The following is a 13,978-nucleotide window of genomic DNA, read 5'->3' on the forward strand; positions in this document are numbered from 1 at the left end:
GCTGATCAGACTTCCTCCTCGCGCGCCATGGTGACGCGTGACAAGGAGGGGATCTGATGAACCGTCTGGGAATTGCGACCGCGGCCGCCACGGCCGTCGTGCTGTCCCTGGCCGGCACCGGAACGGCCGACGCCGGTACGCCGGACGCCGGGGCGCACGCCGGTACGCACACGCTCCAGGCACGCGACGACACCTACACCGCACACGCCGGGCGGACCTTGAGCGTCGGCGCGCGGCACGGCGTACTGGCCGACGACAGCGGCAGCCCGGCGACCCTCGTCGCGCACACGAAGACCGCCCACGGCACCCTCGCCCTCGCCCAGGACGGCTCGTTCCGCTACACACCCGACGCCGGCTATCACGGGACCGACATCTTCACCTACCGGATCAGCGACGCCGTACGGCTGTACCAGACCCATCTCAAGCCCCTGGCCGTCATCGGCGGGGTGCCGGTCACCGCCGGGGCGTACGGTTCGTCGCTGTACCCGGTGCCCGGTTCGAAGGACGAGTTCTACGGCCTCACCGACCGGGGCCCGAACGTCGACGCGCCGAACGGCGGAAAGGTGCTGCCGCTGCCGGACTTCGACCCCGCGATCGGGAGATTCCGACTGAAGGGCACCAGGGCCGTACTGGAACGGACCGTCCCGCTGCGTGCCGCCGACGGCACCCCGTACAACGGGCTCGTCAACTCCGAGGCGGGCACCGGCGAGAACCTCGTCGACCTGAGCGGCACGCCGCTGCCGCACTCGCCGTACGGGTACGACTCCGAGGGCCTGGTGGCCATGCGGGACGGCACCTTCTGGGTGTCGGACGAGTACGGGCCGTACATCACGCACTTCGGCCGTGACGGCCGGGCCATCGGGCGACTGTCCCCCTTCGACGGCTCACTGCCCGCCGAGTTGAGGAACCGCGTCCCCAACAAGGGCATGGAAGGCCTGACCGTGACCCCCGACGGCCACACGCTCGTCGGCATCATGCAGTCCGCGCTCCAGGCGCCCGACCTCCCCGGCAGCGTCAAGGTCAAGCACGTCCCCACGCTGCGCATCGTCACCTACGACCTGCGCACCCACGCCACGCACGAGTACGTGTACCTGCTCGACGACCCGAAGACGAACAGCGGCGCGGTCAGCGAGATCACCGCGCTGAGCAGCACCCGTTTCCTCGTCGACGAACGGGACGGCAACACCGAACCGGGTGCATACAAGAAGCTGTTCGCCATCGACCTCTCGGGCGCCACGGACGTCGGCCCGGCGTCCACGGTGGCCGGGGCCGCGTACGACGCGGCCAAGGGCGGGCTGCTCGTCGGCCCGGGCCGGCAGACGCTCGAGGCCTACGTCGGCGCCGGCACCACCGTCGCCGCCACGGCCGCCCTGCAGTCGGCCGGCATCACCCCCGTCGCCAAGAGCCTCGACCTCGACCTCGGCGGTCTGGTCAGCTCCCTCGACCCGACCGGCGGCTTCTTCGGCCACGACAAGATCGAGGGCGTCGCCACCACCGACGGCGGCCGCACGATCGTCGTGAGCAACGACAGCGACTTCGGTGTCGACGGCGTGTCCGACGCGACCCCCACCCCGCCCTACTCGCTGCACGCCAAGATCCTCCCGAACGGCGCCCAGGACGACGGCGAGTACCTGGCCGTCGACACCACCCGCCTGCCCGCGGCGACCAGCGACGCGACCGTGACGATCACCGTCAGGTGACCTTCCGGAGGGCGACGGCACGGACGTGCCGTCGCCGTCAAGGCGCCCCGGCGTGATCCCGGTGCCGGGCCGCACCGCCCTGCCGCCGCGGGCCGACGGCCCCCGGCGGCGCCGGTGCGGCAATGCCGCGCCCAGCCCGCTTACGGGTGCTTGCCGCCGCCCTTGCCCCCGCTCGCCTTGTGGGAGCCGCCGGGGTCGTTCCGGGAGGCCGTGCCGCCCGGGGTGGCGGCGTTCTCCTCGGTGCGGTTGCCGGAGGCGGGTCGGCCCTTGCCGCCCGCCCTGTCGGGCGGGGCCGTCACCCGGGCCGTCTGCTCGGCACAGTACGCGGCGACCTCGTCCTTGCCGCCGGCGGCCGCGACGAGCTGTGCCCAAGCCGTGGCACCGAGCGCCTTGCCCCGGTCCTTGACCTGCTCGTAGGCGCGGCAATGGGCTTCGGTGGCCCGGCCGTGCGCCGATCCGTACGCAGGTCCGAGGCCGTGGGAGGACGCCGACGGCGACACGTTCCCCGGCCGGGCCGGGGCGACGGCCGCCGGGTGCGAGGCCCGCCGGCCGGCACCGGCCCCGTCCGCGGACGAGCCGGCCGGACCGATGGCGGCCACGGCGACACCGCCCAGGGTGAGGCCGGCGAACACCACACCGAACGTCATCTTCGCGGTGCGCCCTGCACGCCGCTCCGCGGGCCGCCGCCAGTCGTCCCGCCGCCGGGTGCGCGCCCGGTGCGTGCCGGCGTCGCGGGCGGCCCGGAAGGCGGCGCGGGCCCGCTGCTCCGCCTCGTGGTCGAGACCGTGTCCGCGCAGGACGTCGGCCAGCACCGTCTCCAGCACGGCGGTGTCGCGCTCCCGCGGCCCGGGTACGGCGCCGCCAGGGTGCGCATGCCGACGGCCAGGAGTCAGGCCACCGCTCATTCGTTCACCCATGTCCGCTTCCGTTCCAGTTCGACGGGATCCAGTCGTCCGGTGAGCCCGGCGCCGGCGTCCGTGCGCCGGCCCGCTGCCGCTGGCGTTGTTCATGTCGACTCCCCCAGCGCGTGGGAGGTCTCATCCGTCACACCCGCGTCAGCGGCGCTGTCGAGGCCGAGCTGACAGGCGAGGCGTTTCAGACCGCGGTGGGCCGCGGTGCGCACCGCTCCCGGGCGCTTGCCGAGCACGCGCGCCGAGGCGGGGCCGTCCAGGCCTACGACGACACGGAGAAGGACGGCTTCGGCCTGGTCCCGCGGCAGTCTGCGCACCAGTTCCAGGGCCCGTTCGGTGGAGAGGGACTCCAGGGCCTGGTCGTGGGTGTCGTGCGGACCGGGCAGGTCCAGGACGTCCTGCTCGGTGCCGCCCGCCCGGGGCCGTACCCGCCGGCGGCGCAGATGGTCCAGTGCCCGGTGCCGCGCGATGGTCGCGGTCCAGCCGCGGAACCCGGCCCCGTCGCCCTTGAAACGCCCCAGGTCACGGCTGATCTCCAGCCAGGCGTCGGACGCCACGTCCTCCGCGTCGTCGCCGACGATCCCGTGCAGAAAGCCGAGCAGGCCCGGCTGCACGATCCGGTAGGCGACGGCGAAGGCGGCTTCGTCACCCTGCTGGGCCCGCGCGACCGCCGCGCCCAACTCCCCGTCGAGCGCCTGTGCGCGCCGGGGTTGCCGTGCCTGGCCCAAAACAGTCCTCGTTCGCACCGGGAACATCGGGAGTCGCTGTGGTCCGTCGTCCCCCTTGTGCACCGACGGCCTCATGGTGACCAGCGTCCGCCCCCACAGAAATGTCACAAGGCGCCGGTCGCCCCGCGCGTTCCCGCAGGTGTGCCGGGAGCCGGTCGGTCGAGCGCCGAACGGCGGCTTCGGCCCGTCCGCGTGACGTTTCGCGCCGGCCGTGCGCTGCATGGATGCCGGGTCCGCGCGGGGCGGCCGGTGCATCGGCTCTGCCGGCTGCCGGCTCCCGAACCCCCGCCCTCGGACCCCTCTGCGTGCCGCCCCTGACTCCCCCCGGGTGCGTCACGGAGAGGGACGGCGGGAGGCCGGAACCCCTCCACTGCCCGGGTTCCGGCCTCCCCCCACTGGTGCCCCGGCTGCCGCTCGCGCAGTGGCCGTGTGATGCTTCGGCCGCCCGCTGCGCTCCCTGTGCATGAGTGCGCAACTGCATCTGCGAGCGATACCGTCCCCGGCGCTGCGGAACAGCGCGGCCTGGCTCGAGCGGCAGTTCGAGGACGACGTGGAGGCCCACCGTGGCCGGTCCGGCCGGCATTGCGAGGAGGTGCTGGACGAGCGCTATGCCGACCAGGCGCACATCTACGCCGGTGCCTGCCGGCCGCATGCCGAGGACCGGCCCCAGGCCCAGGTGGTGCTCGGCGGCCGGCCGGTGCGCCGCCCCGATCCCGACCAGCCGCCGTTCCTGGTGCTGACGGCGGCCCAGGCGCGCCGTGTGGCCGTGTTCCTGACGACGGCCGACTTCGACACGCTGTGGTTCCTCGCCCGCGGCGCGCTGCTGCCGCGCTACGGCGGGCTCAGCGGGGAACCCGAGGCCCGGCGTGCGTTCGCCGCGGGGCACCGGGAACTGACGGCGTTCTACGTGCGGACGGCCGAGTGCGGGGAGGCGGTGGTGAAGCGGCTGTCGTCCGGGGACGGGCGGTTCGCCCGCCTCATGCCCGGTTGAGCCAGCCCTCCTGCCTGCGGCCGGCCGGGCGCCGAAGGCGGCGCCGCACAGTGCTCCGCCCCGCCGGACGGCCGACGGGGCGGAGCGGAAGGAGCCGGTGTGCTGCCGGCTTTCCGTCGACTACTTGGTGAAGGCCGCGACGCCGTTCGGGGTGCCGAGGCCCGTCGGGCCGTCGTAGCCCTTGCCGGCCTTGCACAGGTAACCGCCGCAGGACCCGTTGGAGCCGTCGGTGACGTCGTTCAGCTTGTCCGGGTGGGCGTAGGGGTAGGAAGCCGGGACGTCACCGGCTCCCGGGGTGCCCGCGAGGGCGTAGACACCGGCGATGAACGGCGAGGAGGCGCTGGTGCCGCCGTACACGTTCCAGCCGTTCGCCTGGTAGGTGTCGTACACGGCGAGACCGGTGGCCGGGTCGGCGACGGCCGCGACGTCGGCGACGGCGCGCTTGCCGCAGTCGGTGTCCTTCTGCCAGGACGGCTTGGCACCGTACTGCGAGCAGCCCGAGCCCGCGCCGTTCCCGCCCGCGGAGGTGCCCCAGACGGACTCGGAGTAGCCGCGGGTGCTGCTGTCCTTCTTGAGCGAGGTCCCCCCGACGGAGGTCACGTACGGTGAGGCGGCCGGGTACTCGACGCCGTAGCCGCTGTCACCGGAGCTGACGGTGATGGCCACGCCGGGGTGCTTGAAGTACTTGTCGTCCGCCGAGGTGTCGTTGGCCTCCTCGCTGCCGCCGTAGCTGTTGGAGACGTACTTGGCGCCCTGCTTGACGGCCTGGTTCACGGCCGCACCGAGGTCGTCCATGTTGGCGGACTTGGCCTCGACGAGCAGGATGTGGCACTGCGGGCAGGCCGCGCTGACCATGTCCACGTCGAGGGAGATCTCGCCCGCCCAACCGGAGTCGGGCGCCGGGTAGTTGGTGCCGCCATCCTGGTCGATCTTCTTGAAGCAGCCGTTGCCCGTGCTGCACTCCGGCAGGCCGTACTGGGACCGGTAGGCCGCCAGGTCCTTCTCGGCGTTCGGGTCGTCGTTGGCGTCGACGATCGCGACGGTGGCGCCCTTGCCGCCGTCCTTGGGGAGGTTGTAGGCGGCCTGCAGATCGGCCGGCCCGAAGCCCTTGGGGGTGTCGTGACGGCCGAGGGACTTCTGCGCCTTCATGTCCGTGCGCTCGACCGCTTCGCACGCCATGTAACCGGGTTTGCTCGGCTCCGAACAGAGCCGGTGGGTGTGCACCGTGGAGGCGGTGGGGGACGCGGTGGCCGTCGTCGCGAAGGCCGCCGAGTGGGAGGCGGCCAGGCCGGCGGTGATCAGAGCCGCTGCGGACAGGGCCGCGGGGGCGCCGCGGCGTATCGGGTTCCTTCTGCGATGAGAACGCAAAGAACTGCCCTCCGTGGGGGGATGGGGGCGTCACGACGGCGGCCGGAGTGAATGGCAAGAACATGACAAACGCCCCGTTGGGGGTGGCCGTGTGGCGCCGGGTTCCGGGCATGCTGGTGATGTGCCACCCCGGTCAGTGGTGGCTAGTGACGAGGCTATTGACTGTTTGCCGAAGAGAACAGGGCCAGTTGGTAAAAACCTTCGGCTCGACCCATGGGCGTCTGCGGGTACCTTGTGCAGCCATGGAGCTGGAAGACGGCACCCTCAACGGCCTGATGTCGCTGGGCCTGGCCCGGTACGAGGCGCGGGTCTACCTCACCCTCATCAGGCGTGGTTCCTACACCGCCGGCGAGGTGGCCCGGGAGGCCGACGTGCCGCGCCAACGCGTCTACGACGTCCTGGACGCCCTCGTACGGCGGCAGTTGGTCTCGGCCCACCGCGGGCGGGTGGCCACCTACTCCGCCGTCCCGCCCGAGTTGGCCCTCGCCCGGCTGATGACGGTGCAACGGGAGTCCGTCGACCGGCTGGAGCGGGTCTCGCAGGGGCTGGCCGGCATCCTGCAGCCGCTGTGGTCCCAGGGGCGGGAGCACACCGATCCGCTGGACTACATCGAGATCCTGCGCGACCCGAAGGCGATCTCCGAGCGCTTCGCCGACATCCAGCGGCAGGCCCGCCGCGAACTCCTCACCTTCTGCAAACCGCCGTTCGTCGCCCCCGCGGAGAACGCCGAGGGAATCGCGGTGGTCCGCCGGCTCCACGCCGCGGGAGGCACGGTCCGGGCGATCTACCTCGACGACGCCCTGGGTGATCCCGAGACGGCGGAGCACGTCCGGCGCTTCGCCGCCGCGGGGGAGGAGGCCCGCTTCGCCACCGAGCTGCCGCTGAAGCTCGTCGTCGCCGACGCTTCCCTCGTCCTGTGCGACATGCCCGACCCGGTGGCCGGTGCCGGCTCCACCACCACGCTGTTCATCGAGCACCCGGCCCTCGCGGGCTGCCTGCGCCTCGCCTTCGACACGGTGTGGAGGAACGCGGCACCCGGGACGGGACAGGGCCCGCGGACGTGAGCGGCCCGTCCGGCCGAGGCGCACTCTCTCCCCGGGCCTGACCAGGCGCCGCAGCGGGCCCCACCGACATGAACTAGTCCACTTCGACGGCCCGGACGGCTGTTACTCACTTTCGGGTGACGGCATGCCCGGAGCAGGTGCCGGTGGCCCAGGGCCGCTGTCACAGTGGGCCGGTGCTGGGGCGCCGCCACCGCCTGACGCACGGTCAGCAGCCCATTTCGGGAAATATATGGACGTTGCAGTCGTCAGTAACCGGAATATGTTGAAACAGTAATGACAGCCACATCTCCCCCACATACCGGACGCCCGGGTTGCAGAGTGTGAGTGCGCGGCCAGCCGGCCGCCAACCGCACAACGCATCCCTGCCGGCCCGTGACGACGTGTCGCTCGCGGCGCCTACGCAGGATGCTCCGGACCTCTGTAGGGGGATCCTCGTGACCGTTTCCGCTTCTGTGCGTCGCATGACCGCCGTCGCCGCCGTGGCGGCCGCCGCAGTGGGTGCCGTTGCACTGCCGGCGGCCGCCGCCGACCACCCGGCGCCGCGTCCGCACCACAACACGGTCTACATCAGCGATGTTCAGGCCCGCTCCGGTTGGGAGCACTCCAACTGGGCCCTGAACAAGGAGTGGGTGGACATCACCAACCGGTCCCGCCGGGACGTCAACCTCGACGGCTGGACCCTCTCCGACAGGGACGGCCACACCTACACCTTCCACCACTACCGCCTCGCCGGCCGGTCGTCCGTACGCGTCCACACCGGCTACGGCCGCGACAGCCGTACCGACCTGTTCCAGGACCGCCACAGGTCCGTATGGGACAGCGCCGACACGGCGACCCTGCGCAACGACCACGGCTGGCTCGTCGACGACGCCTCCTGGGGGCGGCGCTTCTACCGCTGACCCGGCGTCACCGGCGCGCTCCGGCCGTGTCGGGTGGTGTGGCACTGTCCCGGGAGAGTGACCGCACCACCCATGCGCCCCGCACGATCGCGCCGGTCCAACGGGCCGGCCCACTGACCGGCCGGCCCCGCTGACGAGGCCCACGGCTCCGGCACCCGGGGAGCCGTGGGCCTGCGCGCCACCCACGATCGGCCTTCCCGCAGGCTCCGGGAAGGCCTCACGCGGCCGGCCGGGGCACGTTCCGTACGGCGAGCAGCGCCACGTCGTCGTCGTTGGCGGGCGGCCGCGCCCGTGCCAGCAACTGGTCCGTGAAGGGCTCGAGGGGGCGGTGGGCCAGGGCTGCGGCATGGCGGCGCAGGCGCTCCAGGCCCTCGTCCAGGCTGTGGCCCGGGGACTCGATCAGACCGTCGGTGTAGAGCAGCAGGGTTGCCCCGGGCGGCAGTTCCGCCGTCGCGTCCGGACGCGGCCGCTCCGGCGCGACGCCCAGCAGGAGCCCGTGGCCGTCGGTCAGGTAGCGCGCCACGCCCTCGTGGGTGACCAGCAGCGGAGGCGGATGGCCGGCATTGGTCCAGGACAGCTCGCAGCCACCGTCGTCGTTCACCGTCATGCGGGCGAAGACCAGTGTCGCCATGGAGACTTCGGCGATGTCCGGGGTCGCGTGGTCGAGCCACTCCACGATCTTGCTCGGCGGTCTCTGCTGGGACAGGGCGTACGCGCGGAGCATGTTGCGCAGCTGGGCCATGCCGGCCGCCGCGTCCAGGTCGTGGCCCACGACGTCGCCGATGACGAGGGCGGTCGCGCCGTCCGCCAGGGTGAAGGCGTCGTACCAGTCGCCGCCGACCTCGGAGGCGTCCGGCGCGGGCAGATAACGAGCGGTCATGCTGCGGCCGGGCGTACGCGGCAGCTTCGGCAGCAGATGGCGCTGCATGGTCTCGGCGACCTTGCGCTGACGCTGGTAGAGGCGGGCGTTCTCGAGCGCGAGACTGGCCCGGCGGGCGATGTCCTCCAGCAGGGCGACATCGGTGGCGTCGAACCGTTCGGGCTGGTCGGAGCGGCCGAGGGTGAGGGCACCCAGCACGTCGTGCAGGCTGCGGAGGGGGACCACGACCGCCGAGTGCATTCCCGTCTCCTCGAACAGGCGCCGCTGCTCGACCGCGATGCCGGAGTCGGGCGGGCCGTGGTAGGTCTCGGGTCCGGCGAGGGAGGACGCCGCACCGCGCAGGGCGCGGGACAGGGGCATCGGGGACTCCTGCGGCACCGGCGGCATGGGCCCCTGAAGATCGTCCCGGAACACCACGGTGCCACCCTCGGCATGGGCGACGGCGAAGCGCCACACCTCGTCCCGCTCGGTGATCAGGTCGATGACGGCCCAGTCGGCGAGGCGGGGCACCACGAGACTGACCAGGCGGCGCAACGCCTCGTCGATGTCCAGGGTGGACGTCAGCAAAGTGGTCGTCTCGGCGAGCAGCGCGAGCCGCTCCAGTTCCGGCAGCCGCCCGCTGACCGGCGGCCGCTGGGCGGGCCGCCCCGAACGTCCCGCGGAGTGGAAGAGGACGAGCGTGGCCGACGGACTGATCCCGAGGTCGCACGGAGTGACCAGCCAGGCCACGGGCAGCAGCGTGCCGTCGCCGCACTCCAGCCACTCGCCGCCACCCTGTTCCGTGCGGCCGGCGATCATGCTCGCCCGGATCCGGCACTGCGCTCTCGGTACGGGTTCCCCCCAGCGGGTGCGGTGCAGCAGGTCGTGGGCGTCCTTGCCGACCAGGGCGGAGGCCGGGCGGCCCAGCAGTTGTTCACCGCGCGTGTTGACGGCGACGATCAGGCCCTGCGCGTCCGTCAGGTAGGCGCCCGTGCCGAGGGCGTCCAGGGCACTGGCGACCGGGTTCTGCGCGCCACCCTGGCCTGCCATGGCCTGCCTCCCCTCACTGGCGGGAATGCGTCGTACACCCCCCTGCTCTCACTGGGTTCCCCCGGGGATACGGGTGATGCCCGGGGCGAGAAGGAGCACGGTCGATTCGCCCAGCCGGGTATCCGGGTGGCACGCGCCACCCGTAGGTCCCCCCCGTCAGCAGAGGGGGACCCTACGGTGCGGCGTGACGACGCTCCGGCGGGGTGTACCGCTGCCAGATGCGCCGGGAGTCCTCCAGCGGATACGGGCCGTCGGTGGGCGGCGTGTCCCAGGTGCGGGTGGTGGGGCGTTCGGGGGTGTACCGGGGCCAGCCCGGGTCACCGGTCACGGCGAAGGACGTCCAGGCGCTGCGCAGACGCCGGGAGAGGCCGGCGAAGTCCGGGGGCGGCGGGGAGCCGAGGAGCCGGGCGGCGGGGCGGGTCGTGGCGTTGCCGAAGACGAAGGGGACGTCGATGCCGTGGCCGGCGCCGAGAGCGGGTCCGGACCAGGTGAAGTCGTAGAGCCAGGTGCGTCCGCCCGCGCGGGCGTGCGCCTCGGCGACCCAGGTGGTCGGCATCCGGACGAGCGCGTCGGACAGCATCACGGTGAACAGGTCGGCGTCACTCGTGCCGGGGTGGGCCTGGCGGTAGGCGGCGGCCGCCCCCTTGTCGAGGCCGACTGCTTCGGCGACGAGCCCGAGGTCGACTCCCGGCGGCGGGAGCGGGCCCTGGCCGCGGAACTCCTCATGGGTGAACCCGCAGATCAGGTCCACGTCCCGGCCCGCGCCGGCCCGGAGAGCGGTCCACGGCGGTCCCGTCACCAGGTCGCCGTCGACGACGGGGCCGAAGGCGGTGAACCCGTCTCCCGGGCGCAGCGGTGCGTCCTGGACGGCGAGGATCGCCTCCGGCGGCAGGGCCGCGAAGGCCTCCGGGGTCGCCGGAACGCCGGCGGCCGCCGCGACGGCCGTGGTGACGGCCTCGGCCTCGGCAGCGGTGCGGATGCCGGAGGGGATGCTCTGGGCGATCGCCCGCCGGAACAGACCCCGCGCGGCCGGCGCGGCCGTGAGCAGGGCGACGGAGGCCGCGCCGGCGGACTGGCCGAAGACCGTGACGTCGGCCGGGTCGCCGCCGAACGCCGTGATGTTGTCCCGCACCCACTCCAGGGCGGCGACCTGGTCGCGCAGCCCGCGATTGTCCGCGACCCCGGGCAGATGCCCGAACCCCTCGAAACCGACACGGTAGTTGAAGCTGACCACGACGACGCCGGAGCCGGCCAGAACGCCGGCGTCGTACTGGGGCATGCTCGCCGCCCCGTGCTTCCACAGGCCGCCGTAGACCCACACCATGACCGGCAGGCCGGTGGTGGCCGGGTCGGGGGTCCACACGTTCAGCGTCAGGCAGTCCAGCCCGTCGCCGGGCCGCCAGGCGGGCGGAGCACCCGGCGCCGGGGCGAGTTGAGGCGGAGCCGTGCCGAAGGCGACGGCTTCCCTGACGCCGTCCCAGCCCGGCGCGGGCATCGGCGGCCGGAATCTCAGCGGTCCCTCGGGCGCTGCCGCGAAGGGAATACCGAGAAACCGCGCGATCCCGTTCTGGGACACACCCTTGACCGCGCCGGCCGAGGTCACCGCAACCGGATCCATCGGTCCCCCGTTCAACGTCGTCGACGATCTCCGCGCAGGCGGTGACGCGAGTCTACGGAGAGTGCCGCGGATGAGGCAGTCGCCCGCCGCGCTGAAGTGGGGCTTTCCCAGTAGGGTGAGGTTCAGGACGTGCTCATCGGCCGCCTTCCGCTGCCGGCCTCTCCGTCGCCTCCCCTCTGCGTCCGCTGCTGGTCGTGGCGTGACATTCCCAACGCGGCTCGGGCACTGAATTCCCGTGCAATGCGGAGTTCCGGACAAGTGCTAGAGAGGCGATCATGGCCTTTGCCACTGCCAAGGACGGCACCGAGATCTACTTCAAGGACTGGGGATCGGGGCAACCGGTGGTCTTTTCCCACGGCTGGCCGCTCATCGCGGACGCGTGGGATCCGCAAGTGAAGCTGATGGCGGACAACGGCTTCCGGGCCGTGGCCCACGACCGACGCGGGGGCGGACGCTCCGGCCAGCCGTGGACGGGGAACGACCTGGACACGTACGCCGACGACCTGGCATCGGTCATCGAGACCCTCGATCTCCGGGATGCCATCCTGGTCGGTCACTCGACCGGTGGCGGAGAGGTCACGCGCTACCTCGGCCGGCACGGCTCGAGCCGTGTCGCCAAGGCGGTTCTGCTCAGCGCGATCCCGCCGTTGATGCTCAAGACGGAGGCGAACCCGGAGGGGCTCCCGATCGACGTCTTCGACGAGATCCGGCAAGGCGTGCTGACGGACCGCTCCCAGTACTACAAGGACCTCAGCGCCCCGTTCTACGGGGCCAACCGCGAAGGCTCGACCGTCTCGCAGGGAACACGCGACGAGTTCTGGCTGTGGAGCATGACGGTGGGCATCAAGAGTGCCTATGACTGCATCAGGGCGTTCTCCGAGACCGACCTCACCGAGGATCTCAAGAAGATCGACGTTCCCACGCTGATCGTTCACGGCGACGATGACCAGATCGTGCCCATTGTGGCCGCCGGTGAGAAATCGTCGAAGCTCGTCAAGGACGCGACCTTCAAGATTTACCCCGGTGCTCCGCACGGCCTGTCGATGGTGCCCGCGTTCGCGGGGCGTTTCGACGCCGATCTCCTCGAATTCGCACGCGGTTGACCGAGCACACGCTTTACCGCTCACCGCACTCCTGGCGGCTGAAGACACTCGCTGCGGATGTCCACCTTTTCCCAGTTCTGGTGATTTACATTCGTTGTCAAACAGCGTGAGGGGTAATGTGAAAAGCGTGATCGAAGCGCTGCGCAACCCGCGGCGCCATCTCGTGCTCGGCGCAGTGCTGACCGTCGCGCTCGTCGCGCAGTCGGCTGTGCTCATCACCCAGCAGATGCAGATCGACGACCTACAGGCACAGCCCGTCGACCAAGGCCTCGTGGCCGGCCCTCCCGGTCCGTCGGGCCCTTCCGGCCCTCCGGGCCCGTCCGGCCCGCCCGGCCCGGCGGGACGGGACGGGCGGGACGGCACGGACGGGCAGGACGGGACGAACGGCAAGGACGGCAAGGACGGCACAAACGGGAAGGACGCCGTGGCCGGGTCGTCGTCATCGTCCGGGAGCCCTTCAGAAGGGGGAAGCAGCAGCAGGGCCCTCCCGCGCAACTCCTCCGTGACGCCCTAGAAGAGCGTTGGCCGCGATTCGCCACAGCGTGAGGAAAATGTGAGTAGCGTAAAAGATGCGCTGCGTAACCCGCAGCGCCGTCATGTGCTCGGCGCAGTGCTGACCATCGCATTCATCGCGCAGTCAGCCGCGCTCGTCGTCCACCAGAACCAGATCGACGCACTGCAGGCACGGCGCATCGTCCTGCAGGCGAACGGCACCGAGCGCGGCCCGTCCGGCCCGCCCGGCCCGCCCGGTCCCTCGGGGACCCCCGGCCCCACCGGCCCGAGGGGACCGGTGGGACGGACGGGGAGGCACGGCCATCGCGGCAGGCACGGTCACCCCGGAAGGCGGGGGAAGAACGGCGAGAACGGGCGGACCATCCGCCCCGGGTCATCGGCGGACGAACTGAATGGGGACGACTGGTGATTCATGGCTGATACGTCCCCGCATGTCCCCCGCACCCGAGGACTCGGTGCGGGGGACATCTCTGTCTGAGGCACCGGGACGGGCCTGGTCACCGCATCCCTAGGGATGGTCCTTGGCCAGTGCCTGTTGCCCTGTGCTCCGGGCGAAACCGGCCAGCTCCTCGAAGGTCCAGCTGAGCCGACCGCTGCGCAGATCGTCCGCGACGGCGCGGATCCAGTTCAGCTCCGCCGCGGTCATCGCACGCAGATACTCGTCCTCGAGCATGGTCACCCGCGGCAGGCCGTGGACGTCGGTCTGCTCCGCCAGGGACCTGTCGTGCGCGTCGAGGCGCTGCGCGAGTGCCGCCGCGCGCTGTTCCAGCACATCGAGGGCCTCCTCCGGGGCGAGCATGAGGACGAAGGACAGCGCTGCGGGGAACTGGGGGAACTCCTGTTTCGGCGCGGCCAGCATCTCGTCGAGCCACACGCGCATGGTCGAGCGCCCCGCGTCGGTCAGCTCGTACACCGTCCGCTCGGGGTACTGCTGGTCGCGGCCCGTCTCCCGGACCGTGACCAGGCCCGCGGCGAGGAGCCGGTCGATCGTCCGGTAGAGGCTCGCGCGCTGGCCGACATTGACCACCTGGTCCTTTCCCCACTGCTTGATCAACCTCTGGATTCCGTACGGGTGCAGCGGCTGGAAGTGCAGCAGGGCCAGCACGGTCAGGGCCAGCGGGGAGCTGCGTGGTGGGGTGTCCATGCCCGCATATTACCCACGGTGAAACTAGTT

At 71.9% G+C, this 13,978-nt stretch carries 13 protein-coding genes; 7 read left to right on the forward strand and 6 right to left on the reverse strand.

Going from position 1 to position 13,978, the window contains the following annotated elements; genetic code table 11:
- The first annotated feature begins 56 nt into the window (after nucleotides 1–56).
- Entirely contained in the window at nucleotides 57–1,700 is a 1,644-nt protein-coding gene (locus ABZ919_RS10955) for an esterase-like activity of phytase family protein (RefSeq protein ID WP_361245424.1), read from the forward strand.
- Between the two features lie 140 nt (nucleotides 1,701–1,840).
- Here the strand turns inward: ABZ919_RS10955 and ABZ919_RS10960 are convergent, their stop codons facing one another.
- Together ABZ919_RS10960 and ABZ919_RS10965 are read right to left on the reverse strand one after the other, a co-directional pair.
- The gene (locus ABZ919_RS10960; RefSeq protein WP_361245427.1) at nucleotides 1,841–2,617 is read right to left on the reverse strand and encodes a hypothetical protein; all 777 of its coding nucleotides are present in this window, start codon (nucleotides 2,615–2,617) and stop codon (nucleotides 1,841–1,843) included.
- 89 nt (nucleotides 2,618–2,706) lie between these two features.
- The gene (locus tag ABZ919_RS10965; RefSeq protein WP_361245430.1) at nucleotides 2,707–3,339 is read right to left on the reverse strand and encodes an RNA polymerase sigma factor; all 633 of its coding nucleotides are present in this window, start codon (nucleotides 3,337–3,339) and stop codon (nucleotides 2,707–2,709) included.
- A 463-nt stretch (nucleotides 3,340–3,802) separates the two neighbouring features.
- On the opposite strand from ABZ919_RS10965, the gene ABZ919_RS10970 reads away from it, so the two are divergent.
- The gene (locus ABZ919_RS10970) at nucleotides 3,803–4,330 is read left to right on the forward strand and encodes a DUF1877 family protein (RefSeq protein WP_361245433.1); all 528 of its coding nucleotides are present in this window, start codon (nucleotides 3,803–3,805) and stop codon (nucleotides 4,328–4,330) included.
- Between the two features lie 120 nt (nucleotides 4,331–4,450).
- Here ABZ919_RS10970 and ABZ919_RS10975 read toward each other — a convergent pair whose 3' ends face one another.
- A complete protein-coding gene (locus ABZ919_RS10975; RefSeq protein WP_361245436.1) occupies nucleotides 4,451–5,698 on the reverse strand; it encodes a S53 family peptidase in 1,248 nt (415 codons plus the stop codon).
- Nucleotides 5,699–5,940: 242 nt separating this feature from the next.
- Between ABZ919_RS10975 and ABZ919_RS10980 the strand changes: the two genes are divergently transcribed.
- Together ABZ919_RS10980 and ABZ919_RS10985 are read left to right on the forward strand one after the other, a co-directional pair.
- A complete protein-coding gene (locus tag ABZ919_RS10980) occupies nucleotides 5,941–6,762 on the forward strand; it encodes a helix-turn-helix domain-containing protein (protein ID WP_361245439.1) in 822 nt (273 codons plus the stop codon).
- A gap of 461 nt (nucleotides 6,763–7,223) precedes the next feature.
- A complete protein-coding gene (locus ABZ919_RS10985) occupies nucleotides 7,224–7,661 on the forward strand; it encodes a lamin tail domain-containing protein (protein WP_361245442.1) in 438 nt (145 codons plus the stop codon).
- Between the two features lie 217 nt (nucleotides 7,662–7,878).
- Here ABZ919_RS10985 and ABZ919_RS10990 read toward each other — a convergent pair whose 3' ends face one another.
- Nucleotides 7,879–9,570 (reverse strand): SpoIIE family protein phosphatase, encoded by a 1,692-nt coding sequence (locus tag ABZ919_RS10990; RefSeq protein WP_361245445.1) that lies wholly within the window; start codon nucleotides 9,568–9,570, stop codon nucleotides 7,879–7,881.
- A 172-nt stretch (nucleotides 9,571–9,742) separates the two neighbouring features.
- A complete protein-coding gene (locus tag ABZ919_RS10995) occupies nucleotides 9,743–11,173 on the reverse strand; it encodes a carboxylesterase family protein (protein WP_361245448.1) in 1,431 nt (476 codons plus the stop codon).
- 290 nt (nucleotides 11,174–11,463) lie between these two features.
- Between ABZ919_RS10995 and ABZ919_RS11000 the strand changes: the two genes are divergently transcribed.
- The 3 genes from ABZ919_RS11000 to ABZ919_RS11010 all read left to right on the forward strand — a co-directional run bounded on the left by ABZ919_RS11000 (nucleotide 11,464) and on the right by ABZ919_RS11010 (nucleotide 13,213).
- The gene (locus tag ABZ919_RS11000; RefSeq protein ID WP_361245451.1) at nucleotides 11,464–12,291 is read left to right on the forward strand and encodes an alpha/beta hydrolase; all 828 of its coding nucleotides are present in this window, start codon (nucleotides 11,464–11,466) and stop codon (nucleotides 12,289–12,291) included.
- 127 nt (nucleotides 12,292–12,418) lie between these two features.
- Nucleotides 12,419–12,805, forward strand: coding sequence for a hypothetical protein (locus ABZ919_RS11005; RefSeq protein WP_361245454.1), 387 nt, complete (start codon nucleotides 12,419–12,421; stop codon nucleotides 12,803–12,805).
- Nucleotides 12,806–12,844: 39 nt separating this feature from the next.
- Nucleotides 12,845–13,213 carry a hypothetical protein gene (locus ABZ919_RS11010; protein WP_361245456.1) on the forward strand — a complete coding sequence of 123 codons (369 nt, stop codon included), beginning with the start codon at nucleotides 12,845–12,847 and terminating at the stop codon, nucleotides 13,211–13,213.
- A 99-nt stretch (nucleotides 13,214–13,312) separates the two neighbouring features.
- On the opposite strand, the gene ABZ919_RS11015 is transcribed toward ABZ919_RS11010, so the two are convergent.
- Nucleotides 13,313–13,948 (reverse strand): PadR family transcriptional regulator, encoded by a 636-nt coding sequence (locus tag ABZ919_RS11015; protein ID WP_361245459.1) that lies wholly within the window; start codon nucleotides 13,946–13,948, stop codon nucleotides 13,313–13,315.
- Nucleotides 13,949–13,978 lie beyond the last annotated feature (30 nt).

The organism is Streptomyces sp. NPDC046759 (assembly GCF_040645475.1).
In the GTDB taxonomy this organism is placed as follows: Bacteria; Actinomycetota; Actinomycetes; order Streptomycetales; family Streptomycetaceae; genus Streptomyces.